Origin of the sequence: Sulfitobacter sp. 1A12157, assembly GCF_043557345.1 — a bacterium.
Classification (GTDB): Bacteria; Pseudomonadota; Alphaproteobacteria; order Rhodobacterales; family Rhodobacteraceae; genus Sulfitobacter.
In genome coordinates, this window is sequence record NZ_JBIFFV010000003.1 from 178,180 (window position 1) to 196,264 (window position 18,085).

Below are 18,085 nucleotides of genomic sequence, written 5' to 3' on the forward strand. Positions count from 1 at the left end.
CCCCTAAGCCATGGCAAATCAAACGTGAAAAACGGTCAATCGGTCGCAGTCAGGCGCGGCTGCGACGCCAGGCTTCAAGGGCCGCATTCTCCGACGGTGCGACCGCGGCGAGGGCCAAACGGCTGTCGGCACCTGTGTCGGCCACCCGAGGGCTATCGGCGCGCATCTCGCGCAAGGCTTCGATATTCTCGACCACCTGCGGCACCCGCGTGATGGTGCCAACGATGGCACGCTGAAACTCCTGCGATTTCACCTGCTGCCGCGCCCCAAAATAGAAGGAGACGATCACCCCCAACAACCACCAAAGCGGCTCGGGCACCAAGGCGATCCCCTGCATCCGTTCGGCGAACCACAGCGGATTGACCATGGCGGTGACGAACAGGCCGAGCGTGCCGAGCGCCAGCATCGGGCGCGGCAGCCGGTTGACCCCATCCATGAAGCGGTCAAAGCCACCTTGCCGCGCTTGGGCAAACTCGGCCCCATATTGCGCCATGGCTTGGCCCTGCACCACATGGGCGCGCTGCGCCCCGGCCTCGGCATTCTCGCGGAACACTTCGACCGTGTCGCGGATGACGTTCCGCTCACCGCCGAAGATCGTCGTGAAGATACGTTCGATCAGCCCCATTGTGCCACCCTCCGTGCGAAATCGGCGTCGCTCATGTGATACTGCGGTGCGATGAACTCCTCTGCGCGCCGGATCCAGCCGCCCTTGCCCCCCGCCCGGCTGCGGGCGTATTTGCGGCTGGCGGGGCGGCGGTCGGCAAGGCGAAAGTAATAGTTGCGCCGCGCGATGCCGTAGGCGTCGACCAGATGATCGGGGGCGACCTGCCAGGCGGCATGAGCGGCGCGGATTGTCTGCGGGCCGATCGCCCCGTCGGCACTGATGTCCTGCCCCATCTCGCGCAGCAGGTTTTGCAGGATTTTCACCGCATTGCTGCCAGCGTTGACATACATGTCGAAAACGCTCGGCTGCAAAGGCGCGGGCAGTTCGGCGATACGCGGCGCGTTGAAGTAATGCCGGACAAAGATATCGACCGCCTGCGCGCGGCTGAGGCGCCACACATCCGCCACGTTGACCGACCCATCGCCGGTCAGGTCGAGCCCCAAACGGCGCATGGTATGGATCGTCACCCCGTATTTCGTCGCCCCGCCGGGATCATCGGGATCATTCACAAAGCCGCCCTCGCGGGCGACGATGGCGCTGGCGATCTCACGCACGGACTGCATCGCGGCTCTCCTGTTTTGCATGCAAACAGGCTCCGCCGGATTGGTTAACCGATGCTCACGCCCCCGCGCGTTGCGCGCAGCGGTCAGCCCTCGGGTTCGCGATAAACGCCCTGCTCTTTCAGCGCGTCCGTCACTTCCTTAGGCATGTAGGTCTCATCATGTTTTGCAAGGATTTCAGTGGCTTTGAACACGCCGCCGACATAGCTGCCGGTGCCGACCATGCCTTGGTTCTCTTCAAAGAGATCGGGCAAGACGCCCGTGAAAACCACCGGAACAGAAGCCCCGCCATCGGTCACGGCAAAGCTGATCTGCTCGCCCTGCCCGCGTTTTAGCGACCCTTCTTCGACCAGCCCGCCGATGCGGAACACCTCTGATGGGCCCGGCGGTTCGGCAATGACTTGGCTCGGAGCGCGGAAATAGTTGATCCCGTCGCGCAGCGCATAGCCGATCAAGGCGGTCGACAGGACCAAGGCCACCGCCGCCACGGCGATGATCTGGATCCGGCGCTGTTTCTTGAGGCTCTTCATGGGAAGAGCGGGGCCATCATCAGCCCGTCGGTTTCTGGCAGACCCAGCATCAGGTTCGCGTTTTGCAAGGCTTGCCCGCTGGAGCCTTTGGTCAGATTATCCAGCGCCGCGACCACCGTCGCCCGCCCGGTCTGACGGTCGGCCACCACGCCGATATGACAGAAGTTTGAGCCACGCACATGCCGCGTGCTGGGCGCTTCGCCAAAGGGCAACACCTCGACAAAGGGTTCATCGACATAGGCTTTTTGCATCGTCTCATAGATCGACCGCGCATCGCCTTTGACATAGCAGGTCGCTAGAATGCCCCGGTTCGCAGGCACCAGATGCGGGGTGAACTGCACCTGCACGGGCCGCCCGGCGAGGGCCGAAAACTCCTGATCGAACTCCCCCAGATGCCGGTGTGTGCTGCCAAGCGCATAGCCGTGATAGCCCTCGCTCAACTCCGCATGAAGCAGGTTTTCCTTGAGCGACCGCCCCGCACCGGAAACGGCGCATTTCAGGTCCAAAATGATATCATCCAGATCAATCACCCCCGCCGCGATCAACGGGCGCAGGGCAAACTGCCCCGTGGCCGCATTGCAGCCCGTCCCCGCCACCAGCCGCGCGGCGGCAATCTCTTCGCGGTAGAATTCGGTGAGGCCGTAGACCGCCTCTTTCTGCTGCTCAAGGGCGGCATGTTCATTGCCGTACCACTTGGCATAATCTTCAGGATCGCGCAGGCGGAAGTCGGCGGAAAGATCGACGATCTTCAGGTCTTTGGGCAGCGCCGCGATCACCTCTTGGCTGGTCTTATGGGGCAATGCGCAAAAGCACAGGTCGATCTGCGAAAAGTCGATCTCTTCGATCGTGACCAATGTGGGAAGATCGAGGTGACGCAGATGGGGAAAGACCTCAGCCATGGACTGGCCCGCTTTAGAATTCGCGCCCAAAGCCTTGATCTGCATAGAGGAATGGCCAGCGATCAGCCGGATGAGTTCTGCCCCGGTATAGCCGGAGGCGCCAAGAATGGCGATGTTCTGGGTCATGGTCTGTCCCCTTGTTCGGAACGAAATGTAATCGGAGTTCAGGCGGCGGTGAATGTGATCTGTCGTCGCAGGAACTGCGTCGCGCGGTCGCTCACCCGGGCAGGATCACCGGTGGTGAGAAAGGCCGCCTCACCCTTGCCTGTCATATCAGGGTGCCGCTCGAGGTAATCGGCCAAGGACTCCGCCACCAATTCGGCCTGACTGAAGACCCTGACCTGCCCGCCCAAGGCCGCCTGAAAGGCTTCCTGCATCAGCGGATAGTGGGTGCAGCCCAAGATCGCCGCATCGGGGTTGGGCATCTTGCGCTTCAGCGCGTCGACATGGCTGCGCACCAGTGCTTCGGCAAGGATCATGTCACCCTCTTCGATGGCATCGACCACCCCGCCGCAGGCTTGCGCCTCGACATCCACACCGATGGCGCGGAAGGACAGTTCACGCTGAAACGCGCGGCTTGCCACCGTGGCGGGCGTGGCGAAGAGCGCCACATGGTTGACCGCCACCTCGCGCGGCGGGGAATTGTCGCCCCACTGCCGCTCCGTCATCGCCTCAATCAGCGGCACAAAGACGCCCAGCACCCGCTTGTCGCGCGGGATCCACCCCTCCTGCATCCGGCGCAGCGCGGCGGCAGAGGCGGTGTTGCAGGCGAGGATCACCAGATCGCAGCCCGCATCGAAGAGCCGCTGCACGGCGGCGCAGGTCAGCTCATAGATGTCATCCGCGTCGCGCACGCCGTAGGGCGCGTGAGCGCTGTCGGCGAGGTAGACGAAATCCACCTCCGGCAGCCGTTCTTGCACCTTGTTCCAGACGGTCAGCCCGCCCAGCCCCGAATCGAAAATACCAACTGCCATGGTCTGTCGTCACCTGTCGGCTCTATGCCGTTCCTCAAACTCATAGCCGAGACCCAGATACTGGCCCGGCCTTGATGACAACTCATAGGTGGCTTTGCGCAGGAAATCCATCATCGCTTTTGCATCCCCCGCCAGAGGGTCGAGCGTGGCGCGCGGGATCGGCGCGCCGATGGCTACGCGCACGGGGCTATCGACACGCGCGCGGAATTCTTTGATCAACAGCCCCATGCGCAGGTTGGCGTGCAGGTGGCTGGCGATCTGGAACAAGCGGCTGGTGTGACCGTCAAAATAGACCGGCACCACCGCGGCGTCAGACTTCGCGATCATCCGCGCCGTGAAACTGCGCCAGCCGGGGTCCATTGGCTGCGAAAAGGGCCGCGCGGCGGTGCTGACCGTGCCCCCGGGAAAGATGCCAATCGCCCCGCCCTGCGCCAGATAGTTCAACGCGTTCCGGCGGGTGGCGAGGTTCAGCGCCAGTGCCGCGCGGTCTTCGGCAAAGCTGATGGGCAGCAGATGATGCGCCAGATCGGGCGCTTGGCTGAAAACTGCATTGGCCATGATCCGAAAATCGCCGCGCGTCTGGCTTAGGATATGGCCAAGCATCAGCCCGTCCAGAATGCCGTATGGGTGATTGGCGATCAGAATGACCGGCCCCCGCGTCGGGATATCCGCCAAAGCGCCGCGCATCACCTCCAGCGTCAGACCACAGCGCTGCACCATCGCATCGAAGAACCCCAGCCCCGCGGCCAGATCGTCTTCGTAGCCTTCGGCCCGTTTTAGCAAGGAAACGCGGCCCGTGGTGTTTTCCATCAATCGAATGAGCGCCCTTCCGCCCCGGGTTCGGGCGGAATGGGCATAGCTTATGTCACGGGCGTAGGTCACATCTCGGCCTCAGGAGCGTCTTGGAGCACACCCTAAGGCAGAGATGTAACAGCGGTATTACTCCGCCGCCTTGGCCGTGGCGGTGCCACCAGCGCGGATCACCGCCAGCAGTTCCTCGCGCCGTTTCGCGGCCCTAGCCTCATTGGCTTGCTTCACCGGCCCGAAGCCGCGGATTTGCAGCGGCAGCTCGGCCAGCGCCACGATGGCGTCGCGGGTCTGGTCGGTCAGCTTTGGCACCACCTCGGCCATATCGGCCTCATATTGCTTGATCAGCGCACGCTCCATCTTGCGCTCGGCGGTATAGCCGAAAGGATCAAGCGGCGTGCCGCGCAGCCCTTTGAACTTCGCCATGACCCGCAGCGGCCCTTCGAGCCACTGACCGAACTCACGCTTCTGCGGACGGCCATTCGGGCCCGTCTTCGAGATCAGCGGCGGCGCCATGTGGAAGGTCATGTTGAAGTCGCCCTCGAACTCCGCCCGCGCCTTGTCTCGGCTGGTGATCAGCAGGCGGGCGACCTCGTATTCGTCCTTGTAGCTCAGGAGCTTGTGATACCCCAAGGCCACCGCCGCCTTGACGTCACGATCCTCGATACCGTCGAGCATTGTCAGGTAGCGTTTGGCCAGTTTCTTGCCCTGATAGTCGGTCAGGTGGTTCTCGCGGAAGGCGATCTTCTCCCCCAGCGACTTGGGCAGTTCCACGACGTTATCGGGCAGGCTCACCGCTTTCGCATCCTCGGGGTAGAGCACCGCCCAACGGCCGATCTCGAAGGCGCGCTTGTTGCGCTCCACCGCCGCGCCGTTCATCTCGATCGCCTGCATCAGGCTTTCGAGTGTGAGCGGCAGCAGACCGCGCTGCCACGCGGCCCCGAAGATCATCATGTTGGAGAAAATCGAATCGCCCAAAGTCGCCTTGGCAAGATCCGAAGCGTCGAACATCGCCACGTCGTCCTTCAGACGCGCCTCAAGCGCGAGGCTCAGCCGGTCGTAGGGCATCTGGAACTCGGTGTCGCGGGTAAAATCGCCGGTGATGATCTGGTGCGAGTTCACCACCGCCCCGGTGCGCCCGGCGCGGGTCAGCCCCAGCGTCTTGTGGCCCGCAGAGACCACCAGATCACCGCCGATCAGCGCATGGGCCTCGCCGGTGGCCACGCGGATCGCGCTGATGTCTTCGGGGCGTTCGGCCAGACGGCAGTGGATATGCACCGCACCCCCCTTCTGGGCGAGGCCCGCCATCTCCATCATGCCCGCGCCCTTGCCGTCGAGCTGAGCCGCCTGCGCCAAGAGCGCGCCAATGGTCACGACCCCGGTGCCGCCGACGCCGGTGATGACGACGTTATGGGTGCCGTCGATCTTGGGCAGCTCGGGCTGCGGCAGGTCGGGGATGGTCAGGTCGGTGGTCGGATCCTTGCGAATCTTGGCGCCTTCCAGCGTCACGAAGGAGGGGCAGAACCCGTCGAGGCAGGAGAAGTCCTTGTTGCACTGCGACTGGTCGATGGCGCGCTTGCGGCCCAGTTCGGTCTCGTTCGGGACCACGGCCACGCAGTTCGACTGCACGCCGCAATCGCCGCAGCCCTCGCAGACGTCCTCGTTGATGAAGACACGCTTGTCGGGGTCCGGGAACAGCCCGCGCTTGCGGCGGCGGCGTTTCTCGGCGGCGCAGGTCTGGATGTAGACGATGGCGCTGACGCCCTTGTGCTTGCGGTAGGCCTTTTGCACGTCCGGCATCTCGGCGCGCTCGTGGATCTCGACGCCCTTGAAACGGGCAAGGTCCACGTCTTCCTTCGCGTCATAGACCACGGCGATGTTCTTCACGCCCATGGCTTTCAGTTCATCGACGATGCGGTAAGCGTCGAGGTCGCCTTCGTTATGCTGGCCGCCGGTCATGGCGACGGCATCGTTGTAGAGGATCTTATAGGTGATATTGGTGCCCGCCGCGATGGCCGCACGGATCGCCAGCACGCCGGAGTGGTTATAGGTGCCGTCGCCGAGGTTCTGGAAAACATGCTGGGTGTTCGAGAACGGCGCCTCCCCGATCCAGTTCGCGCCCTCGCCACCCATATGGGTGAAGCCGGTGGTCTCGCGGTCCATCCACTGCACCATGTAGTGACAGCCGATCCCCGCATAGGCGCGGGAGCCGTCCGGCACTTTGGTTGAGGAGTTATGCGGGCAACCGGCGCAGTAATACGGCAGACGGGCGGCAATATCCTCGGCATTGTCAGAACGGCGCGCCTCGTTCAGCGCTTCCAGCCCGGCGCGGATGCCATCGGTTTCGCGTCCCTCTTCCAGAAGGATGCCGCCGATCTTCTCGGCAATCAGGATCGGGTCGAGCGCGCCGCGCGTCGGGAACAGTTCCTCGCCGTGCTCCATCCCCGCACCGCCCTTGTGCCAGCCATAGACCCGGCGGTGAGTGTCGTTGAACAGCGCTTCCTTGATCTGCACTTCGATCAGCTTGCGCTTTTCCTCGACCACGACCACCAGATCGAGCCCATCGGCCCAGTCGTGGAAGCCCTGCATGTCGAGCGGGAAGGTCTGGCCGATCTTGTAGGTGGTGATGCCGAGCCGCTCGGCCTCGTTCGCGTCGATGTTCAGCAGGCTCATCGCATGCACGAGGTCGAGCCAGTTCTTCCCTGCCGCGGCAAAGCCAATCTTGGCGCCGCGCTTGCCCCAGACACGTTTGTCCATCTTGTTGGCGTGGGAAAACGCCTCGGCCGCGAAGCGCTTGTAGTCGATCATCCGCGCTTCCTGCAGATGCGGCGTGTCGTTCAGGCGGATGCTAAGGCCGCCGTCGGGCATGTCGAAGTCAGGGATCACCAGCTTCATCCGGTTCGGATCGCCGTCAACCACGCTGGTGGCCTCCACGGTGTCCTTCATGGTCTTGAGACCGACCCAGAGGCCCGAGAACCGGCTCAGCGCCCAGCCGTAGATGCCGTAGTCGAGGATTTCCTGCACACCGGCGGGGGAGACTACGGGCATATAGGCATCCACCATCGCCCATTCGGACTGGTGCAGCACGGTGGAGGATTCGCCGGTGTGGTCATCGCCCATGGCCATCAGCACGCCGCCGTGGGGCGAGGTGCCCGCCATATTGGCGTGGCGCATCACGTCGCCGGTGCGGTCCACGCCCGGCCCCTTGCCGTACCACAAGCCGAAGACGCCGTCGTATTTCCCCTCCCCGCGCAGTTCCGCCTGCTGGCTGCCCCAAAGCATGGTCGCCGCGAGGTCTTCGTTCAGCCCCGGCTCGAAGCGCACGTTGTAGTCGGTCAAGAACTTCTGCGCGCGCTGCATCTGCAGGTCCACGCCGCCAAGCGGACTGCCGCGGTAGCCGGTCACATAGCCCGCGGTATTGAGCCCCGCGGCACGGTCCCGCGCCGATTGCATCATCATCAGGCGCACCAGCGCCTGTGTGCCGTTCAGCAGCACCGGGCTTTTGTCGAGGTCAAAACGGTCGTTCAGTGAAATCTTTTGCGTCGTCATGGCGGGCCCTCCCTAGCACGTCAGTCTTGCATGATTGCCCGGATTATAGGTCACAGTTGCTGACCTGTATAGCAGTTATTCCGCAACGACAGTCTCGCAGGCGACGGTTTGTGCTGTTTTCTCCCGTCTATTAAGGTAGGAGAAAGGCTGGGCAAGGAAAGTACGGGCCATGGATTGGGACAAACTCAGAATTTTTCACGCCGTGGCCGATGCGGGGTCGCTGACCCATGCAGGCGACAAGCTGAACCTGTCGCAATCCGCCGTCAGCCGGCAGATTCGCGGGCTGGAAGAGCAGCTTAACACCAACCTCTTTCACCGACATGCGCGCGGGCTGATCCTGACCGAACAGGGCGAGCTTTTGTTCGACGCGACTTCGGCCATGGCCAAACGCCTTGATGCCGCCGCCGCACGCATCCGCGACAGCGAAGAAGAGGTTTTTGGCGAGCTGCGTGTCACGACGACGACCGGCTTCGGCACCCTCTGGCTCGCCCCACGCCTGCCCAAACTCTACGAGCAATATCCAGACCTCAAAGTCGATCTGATGCTCGAAGAACGCGTGCTCGACCTGCCGATGCGCGAGGCCGACGTGGCGATCCGCATGAAGGAACCAAGCCAAGCCGATCTGGTTCGCAAACGGCTGATGTCCGTGCGCATGGGCCTCTACGCCAGCCCGGAGTATCTGGAAAAACACGGTACGCCCGCGCGGATGGAGGATATGACCGATCACCGGCTGATCTGTCAGAACACCGACAGCGATCAGGTCGGCGCAGGGCTGCAACTTGTCAAAGAGCTGATGATGTACGACCTGCGCTCGCTCTTGACGGTGAACAACTACTTCGGCGTGCTCCAAGGCGTGGTGCACCACCTTGGCCTCGGGGTGCTGCCGAACTACCTCATCCAAGACTTCCCGCATATCGTGCAGGTCATGCCCGATATCGAATCCGCCGAAGTGCCGGTCTACCTCGCCTATCCAGAGGAATTGCGCCAATCCAAACGCGTCGCCGCCTTCAAGGATTTCGTTCAGGAAGAGATCATCACCTACCGCAAACAATGGCGCGAACGGGTGGAGGGCGAAGGCTGAACCGCAGCCTATGGCCAGCCATGCAACAGGCGCATATCGGCCATGATGACTTGCGATGTTAAATAGCCTTGATTTGGGCAGCCCTGCCTCCTATTTCACCATCATGAAGATTGACAGCCTGAGGGCGCGTCGCTTCATACCTCCCTGTTGGACTTGGCCGAGCTTTTAGCTCGGCCTTTTTTTTGACCCAACGCCTTCTTTCAGCCCGCAGGCGGCCAAAGCCACTTCCCCCCCGGCATTTCCCCTTGTATGAGGGCGCAAACGCGCCAGCCGGGGAATTTCCATGCAAGATCCAGCCATCACGCCCGACCTCATCGCCAGCCACGGGTTCACCCCCGAGGAATACGCCGAGGTCGTCAACATCCTCGGGCGCGAGCCGAACTACACCGAGATGGGCATCTTCTCGGCCATGTGGAACGAGCACTGTTCTTATAAATCCTCCAAGAAATGGCTCCGCACCCTGCCCACCGACGGCCCGCAGGTGATTTGCGGCCCGGGCGAGAACGCGGGCGTGGTCGACATCGGCGATGGCCAAGCGCTGGTCTTCAAGATGGAGAGCCACAACCACCCCTCCTACATCGAACCCTACCAAGGTGCGGCCACCGGCGTGGGCGGCATCCTGCGCGATGTTTTCACCATGGGCGCGCGCCCGATCGCGGCGATGAACGCGCTCAGCTTCGGCCGCCCCGACCACCCCAAAACACGCCAGCTTGTGCATGGCGTCGTCGAAGGCGTCGGCGGCTATGGCAACTGTTTCGGCGTGCCGACCGTTGGCGGCGAAGTGCGTTTCGACAAAGCCTATGACGGCAACTGCCTCGTCAACGCCTTCGCGGCGGGCCTCGCCGATGCCGACAAGATCTTCTACTCCGCCGCCTCCGGCGTGGGCATGCCCGTGGTCTACCTCGGTGCGAAGACGGGCCGCGACGGTGTCGGCGGTGCGACCATGGCCAGCGCCGAATTCGACGACACCATCGAAGAGAAACGCCCCACCGTTCAAGTCGGCGACCCTTTCACCGAAAAGCGCCTGATGGAAGCCACGCTCGAGCTGATGGCCACCGGCGCCGTGATCTCGATCCAAGACATGGGCGCTGCGGGCCTCACCTGCTCGGCGGTGGAAATGGGCGACAAAGGCGGTCTCGGCGTGCGTCTCGACCTTGAGAAGGTTCCGACGCGCGAGCCGCATATGACCGCCTATGAGATGATGCTGAGCGAAAGCCAAGAGCGTATGCTCATGGTGCTGCGCCCCGAGCTTGAGGCCGAGGCCAAAGCCGTCTTCGACAAATGGGATCTCGACTTCGCCATCGTCGGCGAAACCCTCCCCGAAGACCGCTTCCTCATCTGTCTCGATGGTGAGGTCAAAGCCGACCTGCCGCTGTCGAAACTCGCCTCCACCGCGCCCGAATACGATCGCCCTTGGGTGGAAACCCCCGCCGCCGCCGCACTGACCGACGCGCCCAGCATCGACCCGATCGAAGGTCTGCGCGCCTTGATCGGCTCCGTGAACCACGCCTCGAAAGACTGGGTTTACGAACAATACGACACGATGGTCATGGGCGACACGGTCCGCCTGCCCGGCCTCGGCGCGGGCATCGTGCGGGTGCATGGCACCGACAAGGCGCTGGCCTTCACCTCCGACGTGACCCCGCGCTATGTGAAAGCCAACCCCACCGAAGGCGGCAAACAGGCCGTCGCCGAAGCCTACCGCAACCTCTGCGCCGTGGGCGCCAAACCGCTGGCGACGACCGACAACCTCAACTTCGGCAACCCCGAAAAGCCCGAGATCATGGGCCAGTTCGTTGGCGCCATCAAAGGCATCGGCGAAGCCGTGGGCGCGCTCGACATGCCCATCGTCTCGGGCAACGTGTCGCTCTATAACGAAACCGACGGCAAGGGCATCTTGCCCACGCCCACCATCGGCGCGGTCGGTCTGATCGACAGCCTCGATCAAGTCATCAGCAATCAGCTGCGCGACGGCCATGTCGCCCTGCTGATCGGCGCGGCGGGCAGCCACCTCGGCCAATCCGCCCTGCTCGCCGAAGCCTTCGACCGGGCCGAGGGCGACGCCCCCCATGTCGACCTCGCCACCGAACGCCGCCACGGCGAATTCATCCGCGCCCAAGCCAGCCAAATCTCCGCCTGTACCGACCTCGGCGACGGCGGCCTCGCCCTCGCGGCCTTCGAGCTGGCCGAGACCGCAGGCATCGGCGTCGAGATCGAAAGCGATGACACCGCGACCCTCTTTGGCGAAGACCAAGCCCGCTACCTCGTGGCCTGCACCGCCGAAGCCGCGGAAACCCTGATCGCGGCGGGCAAGGATTCCGGCGTGCCGGTCACCGCCGTCGGCGCCTTTGGCGGCGACAAGATCAGCTTCGGCAACACCTCCGCCCCCCTGTCGGACCTGCGCGCGATCTACCGCACCACTTTCGCCCAGACCTTCGCCTGAACCTCTGGTTTCGGAGCCGCCCTTGCTTGAGACCAAACGGTCGCGCGCAGGGCGGCGGGGCAAGCGAAATCGCCGAGGGGCCCCTTCAGGGGATACGGCTATTTCGCTTGAACCGACGACAGGCGGGTGACAGGCCGGGATCAATCAAGGGTGGGTCCGAAACCCCTCTGGTTTTGGTGAGACCCGCAGCCCTCCGCCTGCCCTTCATCGGCTAAACCTCTGCGTTCAACCCCGCCAGCATCCGCGCCTTTTCGCCCGCATCATCGGGGCGCGAGATCGCCTGGGCCAGCGCTTCCAAAGATGCAATCGAATGCCCCGCGCGAAAACTATCGACATGGGGCAGCATCGCGCGAATCCCCGCCGCCTTGGGCGCGAAACCGTCCCAGCGAAGCAGCGGGTTCAGCCAAATGACCCGCCGCGCGGTCAGGTGTAGCCGCTGCATCTGCCGCGCCAGTTCCTCCGGATCGTCCCGGTCCAGCCCGTCGGTAATCAACAAGACCACCGCGCCCTGCCCCATTACCCGCCGCGACCAGTCGCGATTGAAGGTCGCCAGCGCCGCGCCGATGCGCGTGCCGCCCTCCCAGTCCTGCGCCTTCGCCCCCGCCGCGGCAAGCGCCGCATCCACGTCGCGGGTGGCAAGATGCCGGGTGATATTGGTCAGCCGGGTGCCAAAGGTGAAACCGTGCACCTGCGCCCAACCTTTGCCCCTGCGGTTGGCCACCGCATGCAAAAAATGCAGGATCACCCGGCTGTATTGACTCATCGAGCCGGAAATATCGCACAGCACGACGAGGTTCGGATAGCGCGCGCGGGGTGTCTTCCGATAAAGCCGGTCCATCTCTCCACCCCGCCGCAGCGCGGCTTTCATCGTGCGGGCCACATCGATCCGCCCCCGCGCCGCCGCCACATCGCGGCGGCTTGGCATCGGCGGCACCGGCAGGTCGATCTTGGCCAACATCCGTTTCGCCTCAGCCATTTCGGCAAGGCTCATCTGTTCGAAATCCAAACTGCGCAACCGCTCCCGCGCGGACATGGTCAGGCTCGCATCCACCTCGACGAGGGTCTCCTCGGGCTGAGGCGCGTCCTCTCGCTCCGGCGCCTCGGCCCCGTCCAACAGAGCCTCCGCCGCGCGTTTCTCTGCGGGTGTGGCGGGGCGATCCTCTTGCACGCCGCGGATCGCAGGCAACATCGCGGCCATCATATGTTCCAGATAGCGCGGGTCACGCCAATAAAGCCGGAATATCTGCGCAAAGACCCGCGCCTGTTCGGGCCGGCTCACAAAACAGGCGTGCAGCGTCCAATAGAAATCGCGGCGGCTGGTGAAGCCCACGGCGGCGACAGCCTCCACCGCCTCTACCACCCGGCCCGGCCCGATTGACAGCCCCGCCCGGCGCAGGGCGCGGGCGAAATGGGTGATATTCCCCGCAAGTTTGGGGTCGTCGGGCAGGTCCAAGGGCAGGTCTTCGCCCATCGGTTCAGGCAGGCGCCAGCGATGCGCGGGCCTGATCAAGAATGCGCGCCGCCTCGGAGCCTTGCAGCTTGGCAATGTCATCTTGATACTTCAGCACGGCCCCCAGCGTATCGGCGATGACCTCGGGGCTGAGCGTCGTGACATCCAAGGCCAACAGACATTTCGCCCAGTCAATCGTCTCCGCCACGCCCGGTTTCTTGAACAGATCCTCGGTCCGCAATTGCTGGACAAAGGCCACCACCTCACGGCTCAGCGCCTCTGCGGCCTCAGGCGCGCGGGCGGCAAGGATCGCCATCTCGCGCGCCATATCCGGGTAATCGACCCAGTGGTAAAGACAGCGCCGTTTCAGCGCGTCATGCACCTCACGGGTGCGGTTCGAGGTCAGGATCACGATCGGCGGCTCGGGCGCGCGGATCGTGCCAAGCTCGGGTATGGTCACCTGAAAATCGCTCAACGCCTCCAACAAGAACGCCTCGAAAGGCGCATCTGTGCGGTCCAACTCGTCGATCAGCAGCACCGGGGCGCCCTTCTCATCCGGGCGCAGCGCCTGTAAAAGTGGGCGTTCGATCAGGTAGTCGTCACTGAACAACTCCTGCGTCAGCGCGCGCCGGTCTGCACCGCCGCCCGCCTCCGCCGTGCGGATCGCGACCATCTGCGCGGGGAAATTCCATTCGTAAACCGCGCTGGATGCGTCGAGCCCCTCATAGCATTGTAACCGGATCAACCGACGCCCCAGACCGGCGGCCAGCGCCTTGGCGATCTCGGTCTTGCCGACGCCCGCCTCGCCCTCCAAAAACAGGGGCCGCCCCAGCGTAAGGCTGAGAAACACCACGACCCCAAGCGCGCGGTCGCAGACATAGCCCTCGGCGCTCAGCATCTCTTGGACCGCGTCGATCGTATCAATGTTTTTCATGGCCCCAGTGGTGCATCCCCGCCCCGCCCCGTCAAGAGGGCAGACCGCGCCGCGGCAGATTGACGGGATTTCCCCGCGCTGGCATAGTTCCGCGCAATAAACGACGGCTTCCGGCAACAAGGGGGCCACAGGGGCGGATATGGGACAGAGCATAATCATCGCGATCCGGCGCGGCGGGGTCTGACATGCGCATCACCGCTGTCACCTGCGTCAAGAACGAAGGCCCGTTTTTGCTGGAATGGATTGCCTTCAACCGGGTGATCGGGGTCACGGATTTCCTGTTTTACTCCAACGATTGCAGCGATGGTACCGATGCGCTGCTCGACGCGCTTGCCCGCCACGGTATCGTCACCCATCTGCCCAACCCGGCCACCAATCGAAACTACCAGATGCAAGCGCTCAAGGATGCGCGGCGTCGCCCAATCATCACGCAGGCCAATTGGGTCTGGATCGCCGATGTGGACGAATTTCTGAACATCCATGTCGGCGACCACCGCCTGCCCGATTTGATCACGGCCTGCGGCAACCCGCAGGCGATCTCGCTGCATTTCCAGTTTTTCGCCAATGGCGGGGTCGAGGAGTTCGCCGACGCTCCCGTCATCGCGCAATTCACCCATAGCCATAATCCCGACATTTGCTGTGCCGATACGGCGATCGAGGTGAAGACTTTGGTGCGCCAAGATTTCCCCTTGGGCTATTACGGCGCGCATCGGCCCTTCCACGATGACACGAAACACCAGCCGCATTGGACCGATGGCGCAGGCCGACAGGTGCCCGCGCCCTTTCGCAGTGCCGCGAGCAAACGCCGCATCCGCGCCTTTCCGGCCCGTGATGCACGGCGCTTTGCCACGCTGAACCACTACGCGCTGCGCTCGCTTGACAGCTATCTGGTCAAGAACGACCGGGGCGACGTGAACCGGGAGCACCGCGCTTTCGATGACAGCTATTGGCGCGACCGGAACGATGCAGCTTGGGAGGATCGCTCGGTTCAGCGCTACCTGCCTGCCTTGCACGCCGAAATCGACCGCCTGAAGGCGCTGCCCGGCGTCGCCGATCTGCATGCCGCCTGCGTGGCCGCTCACCGCGCGCGCCGCGACGCGCTGCTGACCGATCCGGCATACCGCGCGATGCAGGCGCAACTGCGCGCAGCCAGCCCGTTTAGTGCCGCCGAGGCGCGGGTCCGCGCCGAGATCGGCCTGACATGACGGGGCCGCGGATCGTCAACCTCGGCCTGCCCAAAACCGGGACAACCACGCTCACGGATGCGCTGCGCCACGCCGGGCTCAGGGTCGCGGATTGGCGCATTCGCAAGGGCCAAAGCAACGCGCCCGAGATCACCGGAGCGCATCTGGGGCGGATCATCTATGCCGACTACTTTGCCAGCGGCGACCCGCTGGCGCGGTTGCATGAATTCGATGCAATTAATGAGATGAGCGCCGTACGCCATGACCGCAGCCTCTGGCCGCAGACCGATTGGGGCGTGATAAGCGCCATTCAGCACCACCATCCCAAGGTCAAGTTTTTGCTCTCGCACCGTGATCCGGCCAAGACGGCCAATAGCATGATGCGTTGGAACAATCTGGGCCGCCGCCGTTTGCCGCAGGCCGATGTGCCGGGGCTGCCCCGCGGTTTCGGCCGCGACGAGGCCGAGCTCGCCCGGTGGATCGAAGGGCATTTCGCCTTTTGCCGCCGTGTCTTTGCCGGCTGTGCCAACTTTTTGGAGTTCGACATCGAAGACCCCGAGGCGCGCGACAAGATCGCGGATTATCTAGAGATCGACTTGCCGTGGTGGGGCCAAAGCAACAGTGGCAAGGCGGAGGCCGGGTGATGCGGCTGACCCTCTTTATCGGCCCGACCGAACGCGCTGCCGCCCGGCTGCGCACTATCTTGCATCAGCAAAAGGACGCGCTGCTCAAGCAGGGGGTTCTGGCCGCCGATTGGAACCACGTCCGCCTCTATGCCGCCTGCGCCGCCCCGGAAGCGGTGGGTCTGCTACGCCACCGCCGCGGCTTGGACAGCCCCCTGATCGGCACCACCCTGCGCGATGAATTTCACGCGCTGATCCCGCATGAGTTGGCCAAGACCCGCGCCGAACATGTGGTGCTGAGCGCGGCACAATTGGGCAATCTGTTGTCACACCCCGAAGAGCTGCGCGCCCTGCACGATCTGCTGCGCCCCTATTTCGACGACATCCGCGTGGTCGCCCATCTGGATGAACAGGCGCGAACGCTGGTTGCGCATTACGGCTTTGCCGTGGCCGAAAGCCGCCGTCATCCGCTGTCACAGGAATTGGCCTTGGCCGAGCGCGGCGACTGGTGGCAAGGCGCGCTTGCTCAAAGGGAGGTCGCACCGGATTTCGGCCTCTTCCCCGAGGTGCAAGCCCCGCCCTTTTGGCTTGATTATCAAGCGCTGCACGCCCATTGGGCCGCCGCCTTCGGCACAGCGAGCATTACGTTTCGCCCCCTCGACCTGCCACATCTTATGTCCAAGGCCGGGGCCAGCGAGATCACCGAGAGCTTGGGCCTTTCCACGCCCCTCGGCCCCGTCGCTCCGGGCCGCGCCCTCGCAGCCCTGCCCGCGCCTTGGCTGACGCGGATGCGGCAGTTCAATGATGTGCTGATCCGCTATCAACAGGCCCATGACCTCGCCTGCCCGCGCAGCACATGGAGCCAGATGTTGCAGGCGCTGCAAATCGGCGGCCCCGTGATCAAACCCGGGAGCCTCGCCGCGATCTCTGACCATTTCGCCCGCGACAATGCCGCGCTCATCGCCCGTTTTCCCGCGCTGGATCAGGCGCTTACCCCCGATGCGCCCGAGGCTACATGGCAAGAAGCCGACCCTCAGTTCGGCTTTCGCGCCACCCAATACCTCACAGCCTTCGCCCACCGCATCCGCAGCGCCGCGACCCCGCTCGCGCAAAAACGCGCGGAGGTTGAGGAGGCGCGCCGATCTGCCGCAAAGTTCGAGGCGCTGTTGCACGATCCCGACGCCCCCAAAGAGGCACGCGCCGCGAATGCCCGGCTCCTCACCCGGCTGAAGGTCAACCACGAAACGATCCTGCGCGGCCCTTTCCGCCCCCACAACGGCGCGGCCCCTGCGGGCGAAGACCAGCCCGCGCCCGTTTACACCGCCGTCCCCCCGCGCGCATTGCCACCCGGCAACAGCGGCAATGTCATCGTCGCCTGCATGAAGAACGAAGCGCCTTATATCGTCGAATGGGTGGCCTATCACCGCGCTGTGGGCTTCGATAACTTCCTGATCTACACCAATGATTGCAGCGACGGCACCGATGCCGTTTTGGGGCGGCTGCAAGACATGGGCATTCTACAGCACCGCAACAACGACGATTGGAAAGGCAACTCCCCCCAACAACACGCGCTGAACCAAGCGCCGAAGGAACCGCTCGTCCGCCAGGCGGAATGGATCGCGCATATTGACGTGGATGAATTCGTCAATATCCGCACCGGCAACGGCAGGCTCCAAGACTTCTTCGCCGCCGCCCCCGAAGCCACGAATATCGCGATGACGTGGCGCCTTTTCGGCCACAACGGCGTGACTGCCCTGTCGGCAACCCCCGTGATCGGCCAATTCGACCACTGCGCGCCGAGCTTTTGCCCCAAACCCCATACCGCATGGGGGTTCAAGACGATGTTCCGCAACCTCGGCGCCTATGGCAAACTCTCCTGCCACCGGCCAAACAAATTGAATGAGGCCGCGGCGGGCCAAGTCAAATGGGTCAATGGCGCGGGCCGCGACATGACGCGCGATGCGTTGCGCAATGGCTGGCGGTCCTCGCGCAGCAACATCGGCTATGACCTGTTACAGTTGAACCACTATGCCCTCCGCTCAGCCGACTCCTTCCTCATCAAACGCCAACGCGGGCGCGCGCTTCACGTCGACCGCTCCATCGGGATCAACTATTGGATCCGAATGGACTGGAACGACCACCGTGACCTGTCGATCCAGCGCAACCTGCCCCGTCTGCGCACCGAGATGGACCGCCTCCTCGCCGACGCCCAACTTCGCAAACACCATAAAGCGGGCCTCGACTGGCACCGCGCCAAGGCCGAAGACCTGCGCCAGACACCGGAATTCCGCGATCTCTACCGCCAAGCGCTTAACATCAAGTTAACCGCGACCGAGCGTGCCGCCTATGCCCTTGCCCTCGATATGGAAAGCTGACCCGTGACCCAG

14 protein-coding genes are annotated in these 18,085 nt (G+C 63.8%); 5 read left to right on the plus strand and 9 right to left on the minus strand.

Annotation, left to right across the window (positions count from 1 at the left end):
* Positions 1–49: 49 nt before the first annotated feature.
* The 7 genes from ACGYLC_RS07505 to ACGYLC_RS07535 form a co-directional block, all read right to left on the minus strand.
* Positions 50–625, minus strand: coding sequence for a holin family protein (locus tag ACGYLC_RS07505; protein WP_394422400.1), 576 nt, complete (start codon positions 623–625; stop codon positions 50–52).
* Positions 616–1,227, minus strand: coding sequence for a holin-associated N-acetylmuramidase (locus ACGYLC_RS07510; protein WP_394402699.1), 612 nt, complete (start codon positions 1,225–1,227; stop codon positions 616–618). Before ACGYLC_RS07510 ends, ACGYLC_RS07505 begins: the two co-directional genes overlap by 10 nt.
* An 83-nt stretch (positions 1,228–1,310) precedes the next feature.
* A complete protein-coding gene (gene ccmE / locus ACGYLC_RS07515; RefSeq protein ID WP_394402635.1) occupies positions 1,311–1,754 on the minus strand; it encodes a cytochrome c maturation protein CcmE in 444 nt (147 codons plus the stop codon).
* Positions 1,751–2,779 carry an N-acetyl-gamma-glutamyl-phosphate reductase gene (argC, locus tag ACGYLC_RS07520; protein ID WP_394422401.1) on the minus strand — a complete coding sequence of 343 codons (1,029 nt, stop codon included), beginning with the start codon at positions 2,777–2,779 and terminating at the stop codon, positions 1,751–1,753. Before argC ends, ccmE begins: the two co-directional genes overlap by 4 nt.
* 38 nt (positions 2,780–2,817) lie before the next feature.
* Positions 2,818–3,627 carry a glutamate racemase gene (gene murI, locus ACGYLC_RS07525; RefSeq protein ID WP_394402632.1) on the minus strand — a complete coding sequence of 270 codons (810 nt, stop codon included), beginning with the start codon at positions 3,625–3,627 and terminating at the stop codon, positions 2,818–2,820.
* Between the two features lie 9 nt (positions 3,628–3,636).
* A complete protein-coding gene (locus tag ACGYLC_RS07530; RefSeq protein WP_394422402.1) occupies positions 3,637–4,509 on the minus strand; it encodes a lysophospholipid acyltransferase family protein in 873 nt (290 codons plus the stop codon).
* A gap of 57 nt (positions 4,510–4,566) precedes the next feature.
* Positions 4,567–7,983 carry an indolepyruvate ferredoxin oxidoreductase family protein gene (locus ACGYLC_RS07535; protein ID WP_394422403.1) on the minus strand — a complete coding sequence of 1,139 codons (3,417 nt, stop codon included), beginning with the start codon at positions 7,981–7,983 and terminating at the stop codon, positions 4,567–4,569.
* Between the two features lie 169 nt (positions 7,984–8,152).
* Between ACGYLC_RS07535 and ACGYLC_RS07540 the strand changes: the two genes are divergently transcribed.
* The gene (locus ACGYLC_RS07540; RefSeq protein WP_067260717.1) at positions 8,153–9,064 is read left to right on the plus strand and encodes a LysR family transcriptional regulator; all 912 of its coding nucleotides are present in this window, start codon (positions 8,153–8,155) and stop codon (positions 9,062–9,064) included.
* Positions 9,065–9,347: 283 nt separating this feature from the next.
* Complete coding sequence (gene purL, locus ACGYLC_RS07545) at positions 9,348–11,507, plus strand: phosphoribosylformylglycinamidine synthase subunit PurL (protein ID WP_394422404.1); 2,160 nt, start codon at positions 9,348–9,350, stop codon at positions 11,505–11,507.
* A 211-nt stretch (positions 11,508–11,718) separates the two neighbouring features.
* On the opposite strand, the gene ACGYLC_RS07550 is transcribed toward purL, so the two are convergent.
* Complete coding sequence (locus tag ACGYLC_RS07550; RefSeq protein ID WP_394422577.1) at positions 11,719–12,978, minus strand: VWA domain-containing protein; 1,260 nt, start codon at positions 12,976–12,978, stop codon at positions 11,719–11,721.
* Positions 12,979–12,982: 4 nt separating this feature from the next.
* Positions 12,983–13,891 (minus strand): AAA family ATPase, encoded by a 909-nt coding sequence (locus tag ACGYLC_RS07555; RefSeq protein ID WP_394422405.1) that lies wholly within the window; start codon positions 13,889–13,891, stop codon positions 12,983–12,985.
* Between the two features lie 185 nt (positions 13,892–14,076).
* Here ACGYLC_RS07555 and ACGYLC_RS07560 point away from each other — a divergent pair, with 185 nt between their 5' ends.
* Genes ACGYLC_RS07560 through ACGYLC_RS07570 form a run of 3 tightly spaced genes read left to right on the plus strand, consistent with a single transcriptional unit; the run spans position 14,077 to position 18,073 of the window.
* The gene (locus tag ACGYLC_RS07560) at positions 14,077–15,096 is read left to right on the plus strand and encodes a glycosyltransferase family 2 protein (RefSeq protein ID WP_394422406.1); all 1,020 of its coding nucleotides are present in this window, start codon (positions 14,077–14,079) and stop codon (positions 15,094–15,096) included.
* Entirely contained in the window at positions 15,093–15,719 is a 627-nt protein-coding gene (locus ACGYLC_RS07565; RefSeq protein WP_394422407.1) for a sulfotransferase, read from the plus strand. Before ACGYLC_RS07560 ends, ACGYLC_RS07565 begins: the two co-directional genes overlap by 4 nt.
* A complete protein-coding gene (locus ACGYLC_RS07570) occupies positions 15,719–18,073 on the plus strand; it encodes a glycosyltransferase family 2 protein (protein ID WP_394422408.1) in 2,355 nt (784 codons plus the stop codon). Before ACGYLC_RS07565 ends, ACGYLC_RS07570 begins: the two co-directional genes overlap by 1 nt.
* The last annotated feature ends 12 nt before the right edge of the window (positions 18,074–18,085 follow it).

Excerpts from the sequence above, each read along its gene's own strand:
- ACGYLC_RS07570 (WP_394422408.1), top strand. The coding sequence starts at position 15,719 with ATGCGGCTGACCCTCTTTATCGGCCCGACCGAACGCGCTGCCGCCCGG.
- ACGYLC_RS07565 (WP_394422407.1), top strand. The coding sequence starts at position 15,093 with ATGACGGGGCCGCGGATCGTCAACCTCGGCCTGCCCAAAACCGGGACA.
- murI (WP_394402632.1), bottom strand. The coding sequence starts at position 3,627 with ATGGCAGTTGGTATTTTCGATTCGGGGCTGGGCGGGCTGACCGTCTGG.
- ACGYLC_RS07540 (WP_067260717.1), top strand. The coding sequence starts at position 8,153 with ATGGATTGGGACAAACTCAGAATTTTTCACGCCGTGGCCGATGCGGGG.
- ACGYLC_RS07535 (WP_394422403.1), bottom strand. The coding sequence starts at position 7,983 with ATGACGACGCAAAAGATTTCACTGAACGACCGTTTTGACCTCGACAAA.
- ACGYLC_RS07510 (WP_394402699.1), bottom strand. The coding sequence starts at position 1,227 with ATGCAGTCCGTGCGTGAGATCGCCAGCGCCATCGTCGCCCGCGAGGGC.
- ACGYLC_RS07505 (WP_394422400.1), bottom strand. The coding sequence starts at position 625 with ATGGGGCTGATCGAACGTATCTTCACGACGATCTTCGGCGGTGAGCGG.
- ACGYLC_RS07550 (WP_394422577.1), bottom strand. The coding sequence starts at position 12,978 with ATGGGCGAAGACCTGCCCTTGGACCTGCCCGACGACCCCAAACTTGCG.
- ACGYLC_RS07560 (WP_394422406.1), top strand. The coding sequence starts at position 14,077 with ATGCGCATCACCGCTGTCACCTGCGTCAAGAACGAAGGCCCGTTTTTG.
- ACGYLC_RS07555 (WP_394422405.1), bottom strand. The coding sequence starts at position 13,891 with ATGAAAAACATTGATACGATCGACGCGGTCCAAGAGATGCTGAGCGCC.
- purL (WP_394422404.1), top strand. The coding sequence starts at position 9,348 with ATGCAAGATCCAGCCATCACGCCCGACCTCATCGCCAGCCACGGGTTC.
- argC (WP_394422401.1), bottom strand. The coding sequence starts at position 2,779 with ATGACCCAGAACATCGCCATTCTTGGCGCCTCCGGCTATACCGGGGCA.
- ccmE (WP_394402635.1), bottom strand. The coding sequence starts at position 1,754 with ATGAAGAGCCTCAAGAAACAGCGCCGGATCCAGATCATCGCCGTGGCG.